General features: G+C 73.4%; 15 protein-coding genes. 4 read left to right on the top strand and 11 right to left on the bottom strand.

The genetic code is table 11. The features are described from left to right. Positions 1-25 precede the first annotated feature (25 nt). Together OG956_RS33295 and OG956_RS33290 are read right to left on the bottom strand one after the other, a co-directional pair. The gene (locus OG956_RS33295; RefSeq protein ID WP_330341730.1) at positions 26-2,365 is read right to left on the bottom strand and encodes an FHA domain-containing protein; all 2,340 of its coding nucleotides are present in this window, start codon (positions 2,363-2,365) and stop codon (positions 26-28) included. Between the two features lie 79 nt (positions 2,366-2,444). Then, positions 2,445-2,855 (bottom strand): hypothetical protein, encoded by a 411-nt coding sequence (locus tag OG956_RS33290; RefSeq protein ID WP_330341729.1) that lies wholly within the window; start codon positions 2,853-2,855, stop codon positions 2,445-2,447. A gap of 313 nt (positions 2,856-3,168) precedes the next feature. Here OG956_RS33290 and OG956_RS33285 point away from each other — a divergent pair, with 313 nt between their 5' ends. Beyond that, positions 3,169-3,552: a nuclear transport factor 2 family protein gene (locus tag OG956_RS33285; RefSeq protein ID WP_330341728.1), complete on the top strand. Its 384-nt coding sequence runs from the start codon at positions 3,169-3,171 to the stop codon at positions 3,550-3,552. Between the two features lie 104 nt (positions 3,553-3,656). Here the strand turns inward: OG956_RS33285 and mgrA are convergent, their stop codons facing one another. Then, positions 3,657-4,649 carry an L-glyceraldehyde 3-phosphate reductase gene (mgrA, locus tag OG956_RS33280; protein WP_330341727.1) on the bottom strand — a complete coding sequence of 331 codons (993 nt, stop codon included), beginning with the start codon at positions 4,647-4,649 and terminating at the stop codon, positions 3,657-3,659. Positions 4,650-4,792: 143 nt separating this feature from the next. Between mgrA and OG956_RS33275 the strand changes: the two genes are divergently transcribed. Together OG956_RS33275 and OG956_RS33270 are read left to right on the top strand one after the other, a co-directional pair. Further along, complete coding sequence (locus tag OG956_RS33275; protein WP_330341726.1) at positions 4,793-5,716, top strand: LysR substrate-binding domain-containing protein; 924 nt, start codon at positions 4,793-4,795, stop codon at positions 5,714-5,716. A gap of 176 nt (positions 5,717-5,892) precedes the next feature. Beyond that, positions 5,893-6,408 carry a mycothiol transferase gene (locus tag OG956_RS33270; protein ID WP_330341725.1) on the top strand — a complete coding sequence of 172 codons (516 nt, stop codon included), beginning with the start codon at positions 5,893-5,895 and terminating at the stop codon, positions 6,406-6,408. Here OG956_RS33270 and OG956_RS33265 read toward each other — a convergent pair. From OG956_RS33265 to OG956_RS33240, 6 genes are all read right to left on the bottom strand, one after another. Further along, the gene (locus tag OG956_RS33265; protein ID WP_330341724.1) at positions 6,390-7,460 is read right to left on the bottom strand and encodes an adenosine deaminase; all 1,071 of its coding nucleotides are present in this window, start codon (positions 7,458-7,460) and stop codon (positions 6,390-6,392) included. The two genes, OG956_RS33270 and OG956_RS33265, sit on opposite strands and share 19 nt — an antisense overlap. Positions 7,461-7,505: 45 nt before the next feature. Then, complete coding sequence (locus OG956_RS33260) at positions 7,506-7,895, bottom strand: VOC family protein (protein WP_330341723.1); 390 nt, start codon at positions 7,893-7,895, stop codon at positions 7,506-7,508. A 127-nt stretch (positions 7,896-8,022) separates the two neighbouring features. After that, positions 8,023-8,949, bottom strand: a complete 927-nt coding sequence (locus tag OG956_RS33255; protein ID WP_330341722.1) for a M56 family metallopeptidase — start codon at positions 8,947-8,949, stop codon at positions 8,023-8,025. Continuing rightward, a complete protein-coding gene (locus tag OG956_RS33250) occupies positions 8,946-9,326 on the bottom strand; it encodes a BlaI/MecI/CopY family transcriptional regulator (protein WP_330341721.1) in 381 nt (126 codons plus the stop codon). Before OG956_RS33250 ends, OG956_RS33255 begins: the two co-directional genes overlap by 4 nt. A 676-nt stretch (positions 9,327-10,002) precedes the next feature. Continuing rightward, positions 10,003-10,908: an aldo/keto reductase gene (locus tag OG956_RS33245; protein ID WP_330341720.1), complete on the bottom strand. Its 906-nt coding sequence runs from the start codon at positions 10,906-10,908 to the stop codon at positions 10,003-10,005. Positions 10,909-11,035: 127 nt separating this feature from the next. Next, on the bottom strand, positions 11,036-11,416 hold the full coding sequence (locus tag OG956_RS33240) for a VOC family protein (protein ID WP_330341719.1): 381 nt from the start codon (positions 11,414-11,416) through the stop codon (positions 11,036-11,038). 226 nt (positions 11,417-11,642) lie between these two features. Here OG956_RS33240 and OG956_RS33235 point away from each other — a divergent pair, with 226 nt between their 5' ends. Continuing rightward, positions 11,643-12,680: an acyl-CoA dehydrogenase family protein gene (locus OG956_RS33235; protein ID WP_330341718.1), complete on the top strand. Its 1,038-nt coding sequence runs from the start codon at positions 11,643-11,645 to the stop codon at positions 12,678-12,680. Positions 12,681-13,001: 321 nt separating this feature from the next. Here the strand turns inward: OG956_RS33235 and OG956_RS33230 are convergent, their stop codons facing one another. Both OG956_RS33230 and OG956_RS33225 read right to left on the bottom strand, forming a co-directional pair. Further along, positions 13,002-14,144 carry an LLM class flavin-dependent oxidoreductase gene (locus OG956_RS33230; RefSeq protein ID WP_330341717.1) on the bottom strand — a complete coding sequence of 381 codons (1,143 nt, stop codon included), beginning with the start codon at positions 14,142-14,144 and terminating at the stop codon, positions 13,002-13,004. A gap of 25 nt (positions 14,145-14,169) precedes the next feature. Further along, on the bottom strand, positions 14,170-15,354 hold the full coding sequence (locus OG956_RS33225) for an SfnB family sulfur acquisition oxidoreductase (protein WP_330341716.1): 1,185 nt from the start codon (positions 15,352-15,354) through the stop codon (positions 14,170-14,172). Positions 15,355-15,359: the final 5 nt, after the last annotated feature.

Below are 15,359 nucleotides of genomic sequence, written 5' to 3'. Positions count from 1 at the left end.
GGGCCATGGCGTTCGCCTGCTTCCGCTACTTCCGCATCACGGCGGGCTCCTGCCGGCGCAGCAGCCGTGCGACGACGAGCCCGTAGAGGACGGACAGCACCACCAGCATGGCCAGATCGAGCAGCCAGACGCCCGTCGAGTGCCGGAAGAGGGGGTCGGCGGTGAGCTTGCCGGGGACGGTCCTGGACAGCCCGACCGTGCCCGCCATGGCGCCGAGCGCCCAGCGGGACGGCACCAGCCAGGACAGCTGCTCCAGGCCGGGCACACCGTGCAGTTTGAGCAGGGCCCCGCAGAACACCACCTGGACGATGGCGAGCAGCACCAGCAGCGGCATCGTCACCTCCTCCTTGCGCACCAGCGCGGAGACGAGCAGGCCGAGCATCATCGCGGTGAACGCGAGCAGGGCGACGGCGAGGGCGAGCTCGGCGAGCGGCGGCAGCAGGACGCCCCGGCCGCCTGGGCTGTTCAGGTCGGCGCCGAGGAGGGCGACCAGGGTCAGCACGACGGCCTGGACGACGCTGACCGTGCCGAGCACCACCACCTTGGACAGCAGATAGGCCGAGCGGGGCAGTCCGACGGCGCGTTCGCGCTGGTAGACCACGCGTTCCTTGACGAGTTCGCGTACCGCGTTGGCGGCGCCGGTCAGTACCGCGCCGACGCACAGGATGAGCAGGGCGTTCATCGCGGTGTCCCGGCCGAGCCGGCCGCCTGCCAGGGCGCGGGCCATGGCGCCCATGACGAACGGCAGCGCGACCATGACGGCCAGGAAGGTGCGGTCGGCGGCGAGCACGGCCGTGTACCGCCGGATCAGGGTGCCGAGCTGGGCGCCCCAGCCGCGCGGGTGGGGCGGCGGCGCCGGGGGGACGGGGGCGGGGCCCGGATGGTGGGGCTGGGTGGTGGCCTCGGTGACGTAGTGCCGGTGGAACGGCGATTCGCGGTACTCGCGCGCCCAGTCGCGTTCCGGGTCCCGGTCGAAGGCCTCGAAGGCCTCCGGCCACTGCTCGAAGCCGAAGAAGGCGAGGGCGTCCTCGGGCGGCCCGTAGTAGGCCACCTTGCCGCCGGGGGCGAGCACCAGCAGGCGGTCGCAGACGGCGAGGCTGAGGACGCTGTGGGTGACTACGATGACGGTGCGGCCGTCGTCAGCGAGGCCGCGCAGCATGTGCATCACCGACCGGTCCATTCCGGGGTCGAGGCCGGAGGTCGGCTCGTCCAGGAAGAGCAGGGACGGTTTGGTGAGCAGTTCCAGGGCCACGCTGACCCGCTTGCGCTGGCCGCCGGAGAGGCTGTGCACCGGCTGGCCCGCGCGCTGCTCGAGGCCGAGTTCCCGGACGACCTCGTCCACCCGGGCGCGCCGCTCGGTCCGTGCGGTGTCCTGCGGGAAGCGCAGCTCGGCGGCGTACGACAGCGCGGCGCGCACGGTGAGCTGGGGGTGCAGGATGTCGTCCTGCGGGACCAGGCCGATGCGCTGGCGGAGTTCGGCGTAGTCGCGGTAGAGGTCGCGGCCGTCGTACAGGACGGTGCCCCGGTCGGCGGGCCGCTGCCCGGTCAGGGCGTTGAGCAGCGTGGACTTGCCGGCGCCGCTCGGCCCGACCACCGCGAGCAGGCACTTCTCCGGCACCGGGAAGGACACGTGGTCGAGGAGCACCTTCCGGCCGCCGTCGACGGCGACGGTGAGGTCCTGGACGTCGAGGGAGATCTCGCCGGTGTCGACGTACTCCTGGAGTTCGTCGCCGACCAGGCTGAAGGCGGAGTGGCCGACACCGACGACGTCGCCGGGGCGGAGGGGGGCGCGGGTGACGGGCCGCCCGTTGAGATAGGTGCCGTTGTGGCTGCCGAGGTCGACGATCTCGTACGTGCCGTCGGGGTGGGCGCGCAGTTCGGCGTGGCGGCGGGAGACGATCAGGTCGTCCACCACGAGGTCGTTGTCGGCGGCCCGGCCGATGCGCACCGAGCGCACGGGCAGCGGGCGGACGCTACTGGGCCGGCGGAAGGTGCCGGTCAGCAGCGGCTGCGACACCGCGGAGGGACGGCCGGGGGCGGGCGGCGGGGCGTCGGTGAGGACGGCGCGGGGGCCGTCGGTGGGATTGCCGAAGCGGATGACGCTGCCGGGGTGCACGCCCCACTCGTCGATCCGGTGGCCGTCGGCGTAGGTGCCGTTGGTGCTGTGCTGGTCCTTCAGGGTCCAGCGGTCCCGGTCGCAGCGCAGCACGGCGTGGTGCCACGAGACCCGGGCGTCGTCGAGGACGATGTCGCTCGAGGGGTCGCGTCCGACGTGGTAGTCGTGGCCCGGGCTCATCACCGTGGAGCCTGTGTCGGTCTCCACGAGGAGTTCGGGCGCCGTGAAGGCGACCGGCCGCTCCGCCATGGCCAGAATTCTACCGATTCACCCTGTTTCGCGCCCGGAGTCCCGGCCGGAGTGCGGGGGGAGCACCAGTGGACACGTGTCAGGCGACGGGTACGACGAGCGCCGGCAGGGTGCGCTGCATGCGCAGCGCGTCGACGGACTCGGCGAGCAGCTCGTACTCGGTGGTGTCGTCGCTGGCGGCGATCCGCACCAGCCGCCCGCCGGCCAGCTCCTCGGCCACCCGCTCCTGCCCGGCGTCGTCGGCGCACCAGGCGCGCAGCAGGGCGGGCACGTCGGCCACCGTGCCGGCGACCGGCACCAGCGAGCCCGCCGGGAAGGCGGGGTCGTCCGGGCTCGGGTCCAGGCGTTCGGCGATCCAGGAGGCGCGGTCGCGCAGCCACCACAGGGCCAGGGCCAGCGTCGGCGCGCGATAGGTGCCGAGCGGTACCCCGATGCGCCGGCCGTCGCACATGCCGTACGCCGTGACATGGCACAGGAATTCGTCGTGCACGTCCCACTCCCCCGTCGCCTCGCTGCTGCCGGTCCCGCCCTCGCTCTCCGTGCGGCTCCTGTGCGGTGAAGTGCCCCTGATGTTCGAGTATCGCCACTGCCGAAACACTGTCACCATGGGTTTCCGGCCAGTCTGTTGGCATATTCACCACCCGTTCTGGCCGGAATGCGGCGGGAGTTGGGGCCCCGGGTGATTACCAGCGAGGTAATCGACCCGCTCCCCCGTGCTCCGGCATGGTGGTCACACCGGATCGGCGACGGCCACGGATCCGGGTCCGACCAGTGGTTACGACCTCGATGGAGGCTGATGCAGCATGTCCGTGAACACCGACCGTTACGAGAACGCCGCCGCCCGTTACTTCGAGGCCTGGAACGCCACCGATCCGGAGGCGCTGAAGAAGGCGGTCGCCGCCGCCTGGACCGCCGACGGCGGCTACACCGACCCGCTCGCCGACGTCCGCGGCCACGACGCCATCGCGGCCGTGATCGCGACGGCGCACGAGCAGTTCCCCGGGTTCGTCTTCCGGCCGCTCGGCGCGGTGGACGGGCACCACGACACCGCGCGCTTCGGCTGGGAGCTGGTGAGCGGGGCCGACGGCTCGGCGCCGGTGGCCGGGTTCGACGTCGTCACGCTGGACGACGAGGGCCGGATCCGGCAGGTGCTGGGCTTTCTCGACCGGGTGCCGCCGACCGCCTGACCCCGCCTGCCCGGCGATGAACGCCTGGGGGGAGGTGAGCGAGCGGCTCACCTCCCCCGGTCCTGCCGATCCGGCGGTTCAGCCCGGTCCCGCCATCCGGCGGCTCAGCCCTTCACGATCGCGTCGATCCGCGCCAGTTCCTCGGCGTCGAAGTCCAGGTTGCCGAGGGCGCCGACGCTGTCCTCCAGCTGCCGCGGGCTGCTCGCGCCGACGAGCGCGGAGGTGACCCGGCCGCCGCGCAGCACCCAGGCCAGGGCCAGCTGGGCCAGGGTCTGGCCGCGGGACGTGGCGATCTCGTCCAGGGATCGGAGGCGGGCGACCAGGTCCTCGGTGACCACGTCCTTGTTCAGGAAGGGGCTGCCGCTCGCGGCGCGGGAGTCCTCGGGAATGCCGTTCAGGTAGCGCCCGGTGAGCAGGCCCTGCTCCAGCGGGGAGTAGACGATGGAGCCGACCTGGAGTTCGTCCAGGGCGTCGAGCAGGCCCTCGTCCTCGGGGCGCCGGTCGAGCATCGAGTAGCGCGGCTGGTGGATGAGGAGCGGGGTGCCGAGGTCGGCCAGGATGCGGGCGGCCTCGCGGGTCTGCTCCGCCGAGTAGTTGGAGACGCCGACGTACAGCGCCTTGCCCTGCTGCACCGCGGTGTGCAGGGCGCCCATCGTCTCCTCCAGCGGAGTGTCCGGGTCGGGGCGGTGCGAGTAGAAGATGTCGACGTAGTCCAGGCCCATCCGGGCGAGGCTCTGGTCCAGGGAGGAGAGCAGGTACTTGCGCGAGCCCCATTCGCCGTAGGGGCCGGGCCACATGAGGTAGCCGGCCTTGGTGGAGATGACGAGTTCGTCGCGGTACGGCCCGAAGTCGGCCTTCAGGGCCTCGCCGAGCGCGGACTCGGCGGCGCCGGGCGGCGGGCCGTAGTTGTTGGCGAGGTCGAAGTGGGTGACGCCCAGGTCGAAGGCGCGGCGCAGGATCGCCCGCTGGGTCTCGGCGGGCCGGTCCGGGCCGAAGTTGTGCCACAGGCCGAGGGACAGCGCGGGGAGCTTCAGTCCGCTGCGTCCGGTGCGCCGGTAGGGCATGGCGGCGTAGCGGTCGGGGTGTGCGGTGTACAACGCGACTCCAGAGGGGTTGGCACACGGTGTTCCCGGCTCCCGGGAGCGGCGGGCTCCCGGTCGCCGGTCCCACTCTTCCCCGCGGGCCGGGCAGCGGTCCAACAGAAGAATCCGATGGAATTGTGCGGCTAGGCTTCTCAATCATGGAACTGCGCCATCTCCAGCACTTCGTCGCCGTCGCCGAGGACCAGCATTTCACCCGGGCCGCCGAACGCCTCATGGTGTCCCAGTCGGGTCTGTCGGCGTCCATCCGGGCGCTGGAGCGGGAGCTGCGGGCGCCGCTGTTCGTGCGCACCACCCGCCGGGTCACGCTCACCGAGGCGGGGCGGGCACTGCTGGTGGAGGCCGAGCGGATCCTGGCGCAGGTGCGCGCCGCGCACGAGGCGGTGGCGGCGGTGCAGGGCGTGCTGCGCGGCACCCTGGCCCTGGGCACCGAGCAGTGCATCGCCGGGGTGCACGTCGCCCGGCTGCTGGCCGCGTTCCGGAGCCGGCACCCGGACGTGGAGATCCGGCTGCGGCAGACCGGCTCGGGCGCGCTGGCCGAGGAGGTCGGGGCCGGCCGGCTCGACCTGGCCTTCGCCTACCGCACCCAGGCGGACAGCGACCAGCTGCGTTCGGTGTCGCTGACGAGCGAGCCGATGACCGTGCTGTGCCATTCCGGGCACCGGCTGGCCTCGGCCGGCGCGGTGCTGACCCCGGAGGATCTGGCCGGCGAGGTCTTCGTGGACTTCCACCCGGACTGGGGCCCGCGCCGCACCACCGACGCCGCGTTCGCCGCGGCCGGGGTGCGGCGCACGGTCGCCCTGGAGGTCAACGACGTGCACAGCCTGCTGGACCTGGTGGACGAGAACCTGGGAATCGCGGTCGTACCCCGGCACTTCCGGCACAAGCGGCCCTCCCTCACGGCGCTGCCCCTGAAGGGCACGGGCGAGACGGAGTACGAGACCGTGGCGCTGCTGCCCCCGGACCGCGCCACCAGCCCCGCCGCCCGGGCACTCGTCACACTGCTGGAGACGGCCGGCGAGACAGGGGGCCTGGCACCACGAGGAGCCCACCCCTCCTGCTGACGGCCGCACGAGACACGTGACCGCCGGCCGGGGCGACGGCGGTCAGCGGGACCTGTCAGGGCAGCTCAGCGGGGAGCCGCCAAGGCGGACGCACCTGCCGGGACGTGTGCCGTTCGGTTTCCACGGGAGCTGGATTCCGGGCGCGTGAACGCCCGCTGTTTGGGATGGTGGACGGTATGCATGCGAAGGACATCCTCATCGACGGCTACGGCCGCATCCAGGAAGAAGTCCATGCCGCCCTCGACGGCCTCGGCCCGGACGCGCTGCACCACCGTCCGGCCCCCGACGCCAACTCCATCGCCTGGCTCGTCTGGCATCTCACCCGGGTGCAGGACGACCACGTCGCCGACGCGTTCGACCTCGACCAGGTGTGGCTGAGCCAGGGCTGGGAGAAGCGCTTCGGCCTCGACCTGCCCCGGCACGACACCGGGTACGGGCACAGCCCCGCGAAGGTCGCGAAGGTGCGGGTCGAGTCGGCCGACCTGCTCACCGGGTACTACGACGCCGTGCACGAGCAGACGCTCCGCGCGCTGCGCTCCCTGGCCGCCAAGGATCTGGAACGGATCGTGGACGAGCGCTGGGATCCGCCGGTCAGCCTCGGCGTGCGGCTGGTGAGCGTCCTGTCCGACGACCTTCAGCACGCCGGACAGGCCGCCTACCTCAGGGGGCTCGTTCAGAGCGCGGCCGCGTAGCCCGGCAGGACCACGTCCTCGATGAGGGCCTTGCGCTCGTCGAACGGGAGGAACGCGCTCTTGACGGCGTTCACCGTGACCGTGCGCAGGTCCTCGACGCTCCAGCCGGCCTCCCGGACCAGCAGGGACATCTCCCGGGTCATCGTCGTGCCCGACACCAGCCGGTTGTCGGTGTTGAGGGTGACCCGGAAGCCGAGGTCCTTCAGGGCCGTGATCGGGTGGCCGGCGATCGAGGCGGCGCAGCCCGTCTGCAGGTTGGAGGTGGGGCACATCTCCAGGGCGATCCGGCGGTCGCGCACCCAGGAGGCGAGCCGGCCGAGCTTGCCGTCCACGATGTCCTCGGTCAGGCGCACCCCGTGGCCGATGCGCTGGGCGCCGCACACCTGAAGGGCCTGATGGATGCTGGGCAGGCCGTGCGCCTCGCCGGCGTGGATGGTGAAGGGCACGCTCTCGCGGCGCAGATGCTCGAAGGCCTCGAGGTGGTCGGCGGGCGGGAAGCCGTCCTCGGCGCCGGCGATGTCGAAGCCGACGACCCCGGCGTCGCGGTAGGCGACGGCCAGGTCGGCGGCCTCACGCACCCGGTCGAACATCCGCATCCCGCACAGCAGCGTGCCGACCCGGACCGGAGTGCCGCCGGCGGCCGCCTTGGCCATGCCGGCGGCGAGCCCCTCCTGGACCGTCTCCACGACCTCGCGCATCGACAGCCCGCCCCGGGTGTTCAGCTCGGGGGCGTAACGCACCTCGGCGTAGACGACACCGTCGGCGGCGAGGTCCAGCACGTACTCCTCGGCGGTGCGCAGCAGGCCTTCACGGGTCTGCATGACGGCGAGGGTGTGCTCGAAGGTGGCTATGTAGCGCACCAGGTCGCCGGAGTTGGCGGCCTCGAAGAACCAGGCGGCCAGCTCGTCGGGATCGGTGGTGGGAAGGGTGTGACCGGCCTCGGCCGCCAGTTCCACGAGGGTGGCGGGGCGCAGGCCGCCGTCGAGGTGGTCGTGCAGCACGGCCTTGGGGAGGCGGCGGATCACATCAGCATCTACGCGCGTAGCAGTCATGGCGGGTCTTTCCTTGAGCAGGCGGTTCGAAGCGGCGGGAAGAAGTCAGCCGGCGGGCTGGAGCAGGTCCCAGCGGTTCCCGTAGAGGTCCTGGAAGACGGCTACGGTGCCGTACGGCTCGTGCCGCGGCTCCTCCAGGAAGGTCACGCCGGCCGCGGTCATCCGGGCGTGGTCGCGGGCGAAGTCGTCGGTGTGCAGGAAGAACCCGACGCGGCCGCCGGTCTGGTCGCCGACCCTGGACCTCTGGGCCTCACCCTTGGCGCGGGCCAGCAGCAGGCCGGTGCCGGCGGCGGCGCCGGGCTCCACCACGACCCAGCGGGAGCCGTCGGGACGCGGGGCATCCTCGGCGAGCCGGAACCCGAGAGCCTCGGTGTAGAAGCGAACGGCCTCGTCGTAGTCGTCGACGACGAGGGTGACCAGGGCGACGCGTCGCATCGGGACCTTCCGGTGGGAGTGGTTAGCGGGTGAGGTTATACGTAAAACCCGTGTCAGCGCCAGTCCCGGTCTACGCGCGTTGCCAGCGGGGACGCAAAGCCGGCCAGGATCTTGTGCGAGTCCCGGATCAGGGGGCCTCGTCGCCCTGGGCGATCTCCACGCGGTGGTGGAAGTCGGCCAGTCCGGCGACGGAGGCCGCACAGGAGACGGCCGTGCAGGCGATGAGCAGGGCGGCGACGGCACAGCCGGCGCGGGGAACGAGGGGCGCGGCCAGCAGCGCCTGGACGCGCTGCGGGACGGGACCGGCGGTCGCGGCGGGCACGAAGCCGGGGCGCTCGGCACGGGCGCCCTGTCCGGCGAGGGCGGCGCGGGCTATGGCGCGGGCGGTCAGACGCCGGTCACCGACGCTGGCTGCGGCGGCCTCGTCGGCGACACGCTCGGCGGCCAGGCGGATCGTGTCCCGGACCGGGCGCAGCGCCGGATGGCAGTGCGCGACGAGTTCGGCGGCGGCCAGGAAGTAGTGGTGGCGGCCGTCGTTGTGGGCCCGCTCGTGGGCGAACAGCACCTCCCGCTCGGAGCCGTCCAGGCTGCGCAGCATGGCGGTGGTGACGACGATGCGGTGCGGGCGGCCGGGCAGCGCATAGGCGTCCGGGCGCGGCGAGTCCACCACGCACAGATCGCCGGCCGCGGGCCTGCATCCGGCCTCGGCCCGTGCGGCGCGGAAGGCGCGGGTCTGCCACAGCACCGAGCGTGCGAGGGTCCAGCCGCAGACCGCGAGGGCGCCGACCGACGTCGCGGCGGCCGGCAGCACCACGAGGTCCGAGGCGGTGCGCAGCGGGTGGATCAGCTCGCCGACCGCCGCGAAGAGCGGGACCTTGAGCAGCCCGATGAGCACGAACGAGCCGAGCGCGGCCAGCGAGCAGCCGGCGAGGACGATCGCGCAGACGGTGACGGCCCACAGCGCGGCGACCGGGGCGAGCCGGTCCAGGGCCCGGCGGGCCAGCGCCGGCAGGGCGAACGGCAGCAGCAGGGGCAGCAGGAGCAGCGCGGTCATCGTTCGTCGGCTTCGAGCAGGTCCCGCAGGATGCGTTCGTCGTCGGGGCTCAGCTGGGCGACGAACCGGGCGAGGACGGTCTCGCGGTCACTGTCCCGGTCGAGCTCGGTGTGCATCCGGCGGGCGGTGAGACCGTGGGCGTCCTGGACGTCGCGGACCGGGAAGTAGGCGTAGCCGCGGCCCTGGCGGTGCCGCTCGACGACGCCCTTGTCGTACAGGCGGGTGAGGATCGTCGTCACCGTCGTACGGGCCAGGCCGCCGCCGAGGCTCCGCTGCACCTGACCGGACGTCTGCGGTGCGCCGGCGGCCCAGAGCGCGGCCATGACGCTCGCCTCGAGCTCACCGGCCGGCCGGCGCTCGTCCTTCGCCTCGGTCATGGAACGTCCCTCACCCCGTCTTGGTCTGGCGGCCCGGGCGACCGTCTACACGATAGTAGTCAACCGCTCCTTCGTACGGCTGGGCCCCCGCACCCATTATGTGAGGAGCGCTCGCGATGGCCGTCGTCCGCGGACGAGGGGCGGGAACCGTCCGTGGACGGAGGGGCGGGAACCGTTCGCGGGACGGAGGGCTGCGAGCACGGGCGGGCGGGAGTGGCCGGGCGCCTGGGCGCGACCGGTGCGTTGACGTCCTGCGGAGGACCGGGGTGTCGCCCGGAGGACCGCGGGCCGCCGCCCAGGCCGGGGGCTGCCGGGGACCGTCGGGAGGGGGCTACGGGGGCGGGCTGGGGGTCGGGGCGGCTTCCCTGAGGGGGCGGCCGGGTCCGGCACCGGCTGGTCCATGTTCGCGGCGATGGGTGCGGGACCCAGGCCCCCAGCCCGGCCCCAGCACCGGCTCCGGCGCAAGCCGCAGCCCCGGCCCTGGCCCTCGCCCGGCCCTCACCCTCGCCCTTCCCAGGCCCTGCCCCGGCACCGGCATCGGCCCCGGCCCTCGCCCTCGCCCGGCCCCGGGCAAGGGTGCGGCGCTGCCGGGCAGGGCGCCTCGGCACCGGGCCCGGGCGGCCTGCGTGGTCAGCCGCCGCCTCGGGTGGCCCGGGGTGCGGCGGTCGGGTGCGCGTCAGCTCGTGGGGCCGTGGAGCGCGTTCAGGCGGGCCAGTTCGTCGTCGGTGAGGCGCAGGGCGCCGGCCGCGATGTTCTCCGCGACGTGGTCCGGGTTGCCGGTGCCGGGAATGGCGAGGACGTGCGGGCCCTGGTGCAGGGTCCAGGCGATGCGGATCTGCGCGGGACCGACCCCGTGGGCGCGGGCGATGTCGCGCACGGTGTCGTCGTGGTCGTCGGCCGCCGCCTGCGCTCCCGCGTTGCCCGCGACGGCGTAGAACGGCACGAACGCCATGCCGTGCTCGCCGCACAGGCGGAGCATCTCGTCGTCGACGGGGTCGGGACGGTCGAGGGCGTAGCGGTTCTGCACGCACACCACCGGGGCGATCTCCAGGGCCTCGGCGAGGTGGCGCGGCTGGACACCCGAGACGCCCAGGTGCCGGATCAGGCCGGCGGCGCGCAGCTCGGCGAGCGCGCCGAAGTGCTCGGCGATGGAATCCTGGTTCTGGCGCCGGAAGTTGACGACGTCGAGATGGTCGCGCCCGAGCTGGCGCAGGTTCTCCTCGACGTGACCGCGCAGCTGGTCGGGGCGGGCGGGATCGCCCCACTCGCCGCAGTAGTCGCGGAAGGGACCGACCTTGGTGGTGATGACGAGGTCGTCGGCGTAGGGGGCGAGGGCCGTGTTGATCAGTTCGTTGGCGGAGCGCGTGGCGGAGAAGTAGAAGGCGGCGGTGTCGATGTGGTTCACGCCGAGTTCCACGGCCCGGCGCAGCACGGCGATCGAGCGGGCACGGTCGCTGGGCGTGCCGAGGTGGAACGCGGCACTGCCCGTCAGCCGCATGGCTCCGAGGCCGATGCGGTGGACGGGCAGGTCACCGAGTGTGAAGGTGCCGGAGGCTTCCGCGGTGATCGTTTCAGCGGTCATTCGGCGGAGTCTCGCACATCTGCCTTGCGTGCAAGGGAATTAGGCCGAGGGGCGTCTGCGGCGACGGCCGCGTCATGGGGTGTCGTACGCCGGCGGGCCCTGGGGCCGCGCCGGGCGCGCAGGGTCGTCAGACCGGGTTGAGGCGGGCCTTGAGCAGGCAGAACTCGTTGCCCTCGGGGTCGGCCAGCACGTGCCACTGTTCCTCGCCGGTCTGGCCGACGTCGGCCGGGCGCGCCCCGAGCTTCAGGAGGCGTTCGAGCTCGGCGTCCTGATCGCGGTCGGTGGGGTTGACGTCGATGTGCAGGCGGGCCTTCCCCGGCTCGGGCTCGTCCCTGCGGCTGAGGATGATCGTCGGCTGCGGACCGCCGAACCCTTCGCGCGGCCCGATCTCGATGCAGTCGTCCCCTTCGCGGTCGAGCACCACGAAGTCCAGGACCTCGCACCAGAACCGCGCCAGCACCTCGGGTTCGCGGCAGCCGAGCACGAGTTCACTGATACGACATGCCATGGACGAAACCCGCTCTCAGCGTGCGAACCGAAGGACCGGCCGCCCGCGGAGCAGTCGGACTTCCCGCCGCGGCGACACGCTCGGGACCGTACCGGACGGGGCGAGCGCACGCGATGGCTTTTCGGGACCGTGGCCCCGCCCCGGCCGGGCCCCGGCACGAGGCCGCACCGTCTCCGAAAGAATCCCCGCCTCCGAAAGAATCCCCGTCTCCGAAAGAATCCTCCGTATGACGGCCACCACCCCGCACCCGCTCGTCGACCGCGCCCACCGGCTCGCCACGGACCTGCTCGCGCCCCAGGCCGAGCGGGTCGACCAGGAGGGAGTCCCGATGAGTCACATCGAGGCGCTGAAACGGTCGGGGCTGCTCGGGGTGGCCGCTCCGGTCGAGTACGGCGGCTCGGACGCCCCGCCGGACGTGGCGCGCCGGACCGCGGAGATCCTGGCCGGGGCGTGCTGTTCGACGTGGTTCGTGCAGACCCAGCACCACACGCCGGTGAAGATCCTGGTCAAGGGTGAACCGCCCGTACGGGAGCGGCTGCTGGGCCGGCTGTCGCGCGGGGAGCTGCTGTCCGGGGTGGCGTACGCGCATGTCCGGTCGTATCCGCGCGTCCCGGTGCGGGCCCGCCGGGAGGGCGGCGGATGGCGGTTCGACGGAACCGTGCCCTGGTACACCGGGTGGGGCCTGAACGACGTGATGCTCCTCGCCGGGGTGACGGAGGCGGGCGAGGTGCTCCTGGCGTTCGCCGAAGCCCGCGAGCAGCCGGGGCTGCGGGCCTCGGAGCCGATGCGTCTCGCGGCGCTCACCGCCGCGCGCACGGTGTCGCTGGAGCTGTCCGGGCTGTGGCTGCCCGAGGAGGCGGTGGCCCTGCGGCGGCCCTACGAGCAGTGGGCGCCGGTGGACCGGGCCAGGACGCTGAACGCCAACCCGGCGGTGTTCGGCGTCACGGAGGCCGCCCTGTCCCTGCTGGATCCGGAAACGGCGGCTCCCCTCACGGCCCGGCTCGACGACGTCCGCCGCCGGGCCTACGCCCTGGCCGACCATCCGGAACCGCTGGAGCGGGTCGCGGAACGGCTGGCGGTGCGCGCGGAGGCGTACGAGGTGCTGCGTACGGCCACCACAGCGGCCGTGGTGGCGGAGGGCGGCCGCTCGATGGCCCTGACGAGCCGCGCCCAGCGCCTCGCCCGCGAGGCGCTGTTCCTGCTGGTGCAGGGGCAGACGGCCGAGACCCGGGCGGCACATCTGCGGACGTTGGGAGGTGCCTGAGCCGGATCCCTCGCCGTCACCGGCGTCGCAGCGCACCCCGGGCGGGGCGTGGGTGACGGCCGTGGCCGCCGCCACGCACGCGAGGCCCTCGGCCATGTCCCGAGGCGTCCCGCGCGTCCACGGCCTCCGGCGGCCGCCGTACGGACTCCTGCACGCCGGGGAACTTCTGCGCAGCCCCTGCGCATGGGCTGGCACCACCGCGGCACCATGACCAGTTCCTCGGTGTCGTGCACGGCCCATCCGGCTAGTCCCCAGGTGACGGCCCCGGCGGCCTCCTTCGGTTCTCGTGGCATGAACCGGCGGCCTGCCGGGGCCGGCTGGTCAGCTCGCGAACGGCACCTGGGCCGCGGGAGCGGGCGCGTGGCCGTCGGGATGCGTCCACAGGCCCCGCGCGGCGAGCCGGGGCAGCACCCCCTCGCCGAACCAGTACGCCTCCTCCAGGTGCGGATAGCCGGAGAGGACGAACTCGTCGATACCCAGGGCGTGGTACTCCTCGATCCGTTCGGCGACCTCGTCGTGGCTGCCGACCAGGGCGGTGCCCGCTCCACCGCGCACCAGGCCGATCCCGGCCCACAGGTTGGGGTGGATCTCCAGGTTCTCCCGCTTGCCGCCGTGCAGGGCGAGCATACGCTGCTGCCCTTCCGACTCGCTGCGCCCGAGCCCGGCCTGCACCGCCTGCACCGTCTCCGGGTCGAAGCCGTCGAGCAGCCGGTCCGCCTCCGCCCAGGCCTGCGCCGAGCTGTCGCGGGTGATGACGTGCAGCCGGATGCCGAAGCGGAGGGTCCGGCCGTGCTCGGCGGCCAGCGTGCGGATCCAGGCGATCTTCTCGGCGACCTGGGCGGGCGGCTCCCCCCAGGTCAGATACACGTCCGCGTGCCGGGCGGCGACCTCGCCCGCGGCGGGCGAGGAGCCGCCGAAGTACACCTCCGGCACCGGATCGGGCACCCGGCTCAGCCTGGCGTCCTCGACCCGCAGGTGCTCCCCGTGCAGGTCGACGCTCTTGCCGTCCCACAGGTCGCGCACGATGTGCAGGAATTCGCCGGTACGCCGGTACCGGGCGTCCTTGTCGAGGAAGTCGCCGTAGGCCCGCTGCTCGTGGCTCTCGCCGCCGGTGACCACGTTCAGCAGCAGCCGTCCGCCGGTCTGCCGCTGGAAGGTGGACGCCATCTGCGCGGCGAGCGTCGGCGAGACGAAGCCCGGCCGGAACGCGACGAGGAACTTCAGCCGCTCGGAGTTCTGGCTGACCATCGCGGTGGTCAGCCAGGCGTCCTCGCACCACGCGCCGGTCGGGGTGAGCGCGCCCGTGAAGCCGAGGTCCTCGGCGGCCCGGGCGATCTGGCTCAGGTAGGCGACCGTCGGCGGCCGGTCCCGGCCGGAGGCGGTGGCCGGGGTGCCGTGGCCGCCGCCGACGACATGGCGGCTGTCGCCGTTGGTGGGCAGGAACCAGTGGAAGGTGAGGGACACGTGGGTCTCCGTTCGCGAGTGTCCGTCAGAGCAGACCGTGCCGGGGCGGCCGGGTTCCGTCGAGCACGTACCGGCCGATGTGCTGGACCTTCCAGCGCACCGGGTCGTGCAGGGTGTGGGTGCGGGCGTCGCGCCAATGCCGGTGCAGATTGAGGGAGTCCAGGGCCGAGCGGGTGCCGGACACCTCGAACAGCGCGCTCGCCACCTCCACCGCCGCCTCGGCGGCCCGCACCTTGGCGGCGGCCACCGCGATGGACGCCTCGGCCGCCGAGTCGTCGGTGAGGTGCTCGCGGGCCGTGTCGACCGTGCGGGCGGCTTCCTTGAGCAGCGCCTCGGCCGTCCTGACGTGCAGGGCGAGTTCACCGAAACGCTGGGCGAGCAGCGGGTCCTCGACCGCCGTGTCGGCCCCGCTCTCGAACCAGGGCCGGCTCTTGGTGCGCACGAACCGGGCCGCCTCGGCGAGCGCTCCCCCGGCGATGCCGGCGTCGATGGCGGCGTGCAGCAACTGGGCGAACGCGCCGTGGAGTTGGGGCCCCCGGAAGGTGAGGTGGTGCGGGAGGACCCGGTCGGCGGGGACGGGTACGGCGTCCAGGCGGACGGTACCGCTGGCCGTCGTCCGCTGCCCCATGCCGTCCCAGTCGTCGGCCACGGTCACTCCGGGGGCGTCCCGGGAGACGTAGGCGACGTGCAGGTTGTCGTCCTCGGCGCGGGCCAGCACCGGGATCCAGTCGGCGAACAGCGCACCGGTGCAGTAGTGCTTGACGCCGGTCAGCAGGTACGACCCGTCGGACCGCCGCTCCAGGCGGGTGCGGATGTCCTGGACGTGCCGGGTGCCGGCCTCGGACTGGGCGTTGCCGAACCGGCGGCCGGCCAGCAGCTCGGCGAAGAAGAACTTCCGCTGCTCGTCCGTCCCCTGCCGCCGGATGACGTTGACGTAGACGAAGTGGCTCTGCGGGATCTGGGCGAGGCTTGCGTCGGCCGAGCCGAGCAGCCGGAAGATCTCCGCCAGGGTCGCGGCGCGTACGTCGGCGCCGCCGTGCTCGGCGGGCACGGTGACGGCGAGCAGCCCGGAGGCGGACAGCCGGTCCACCTCGGCCCGGGGCAGCCGCCGCTGTGCGTCCCGCTCGGCCGCCCCGGTACGGAACTCCGCGGCCAGGGCCTCGGCGACGGCGAGCGCTTCGACGTCGTCGGCGATGACATGTGCGGTCATGACCG

The sequence above is a fragment of the Streptomyces sp. NBC_00557 genome, from assembly GCF_036345995.1.
Classification (GTDB): domain Bacteria; phylum Actinomycetota; class Actinomycetes; order Streptomycetales; family Streptomycetaceae; genus Streptomyces.
Note: the sequence above shows the minus strand (reverse complement) of the source record. Positions and strands in the feature narration are given on the sequence as shown.

Bases quoted from the DNA above. Each gene is read 5' to 3' on its own strand.
- OG956_RS33275 (WP_330341726.1), top strand. From the start codon at position 4,793: ATGGAACTGCGCCATCTCCAGCACTTCGTCGCCGTCGCCGAGGACCAG.
- OG956_RS33240 (WP_330341719.1), bottom strand. From the start codon at position 11,416: ATGGCATGTCGTATCAGTGAACTCGTGCTCGGCTGCCGCGAACCCGAG.
- OG956_RS33235 (WP_330341718.1), top strand. From the start codon at position 11,643: ATGACGGCCACCACCCCGCACCCGCTCGTCGACCGCGCCCACCGGCTC.
- OG956_RS33250 (WP_330341721.1), bottom strand. From the start codon at position 9,326: ATGACCGAGGCGAAGGACGAGCGCCGGCCGGCCGGTGAGCTCGAGGCG.
- OG956_RS33245 (WP_330341720.1), bottom strand. From the start codon at position 10,908: ATGACCGCTGAAACGATCACCGCGGAAGCCTCCGGCACCTTCACACTC.
- OG956_RS33285 (WP_330341728.1), top strand. From the start codon at position 3,169: ATGTCCGTGAACACCGACCGTTACGAGAACGCCGCCGCCCGTTACTTC.
- OG956_RS33270 (WP_330341725.1), top strand. From the start codon at position 5,893: ATGCATGCGAAGGACATCCTCATCGACGGCTACGGCCGCATCCAGGAA.
- OG956_RS33265 (WP_330341724.1), bottom strand. From the start codon at position 7,460: ATGACTGCTACGCGCGTAGATGCTGATGTGATCCGCCGCCTCCCCAAG.
- OG956_RS33295 (WP_330341730.1), bottom strand. From the start codon at position 2,365: ATGGCGGAGCGGCCGGTCGCCTTCACGGCGCCCGAACTCCTCGTGGAG.
- OG956_RS33260 (WP_330341723.1), bottom strand. From the start codon at position 7,895: ATGCGACGCGTCGCCCTGGTCACCCTCGTCGTCGACGACTACGACGAG.
- OG956_RS33225 (WP_330341716.1), bottom strand. From the start codon at position 15,354: ATGACCGCACATGTCATCGCCGACGACGTCGAAGCGCTCGCCGTCGCC.
- OG956_RS33255 (WP_330341722.1), bottom strand. From the start codon at position 8,949: ATGACCGCGCTGCTCCTGCTGCCCCTGCTGCTGCCGTTCGCCCTGCCG.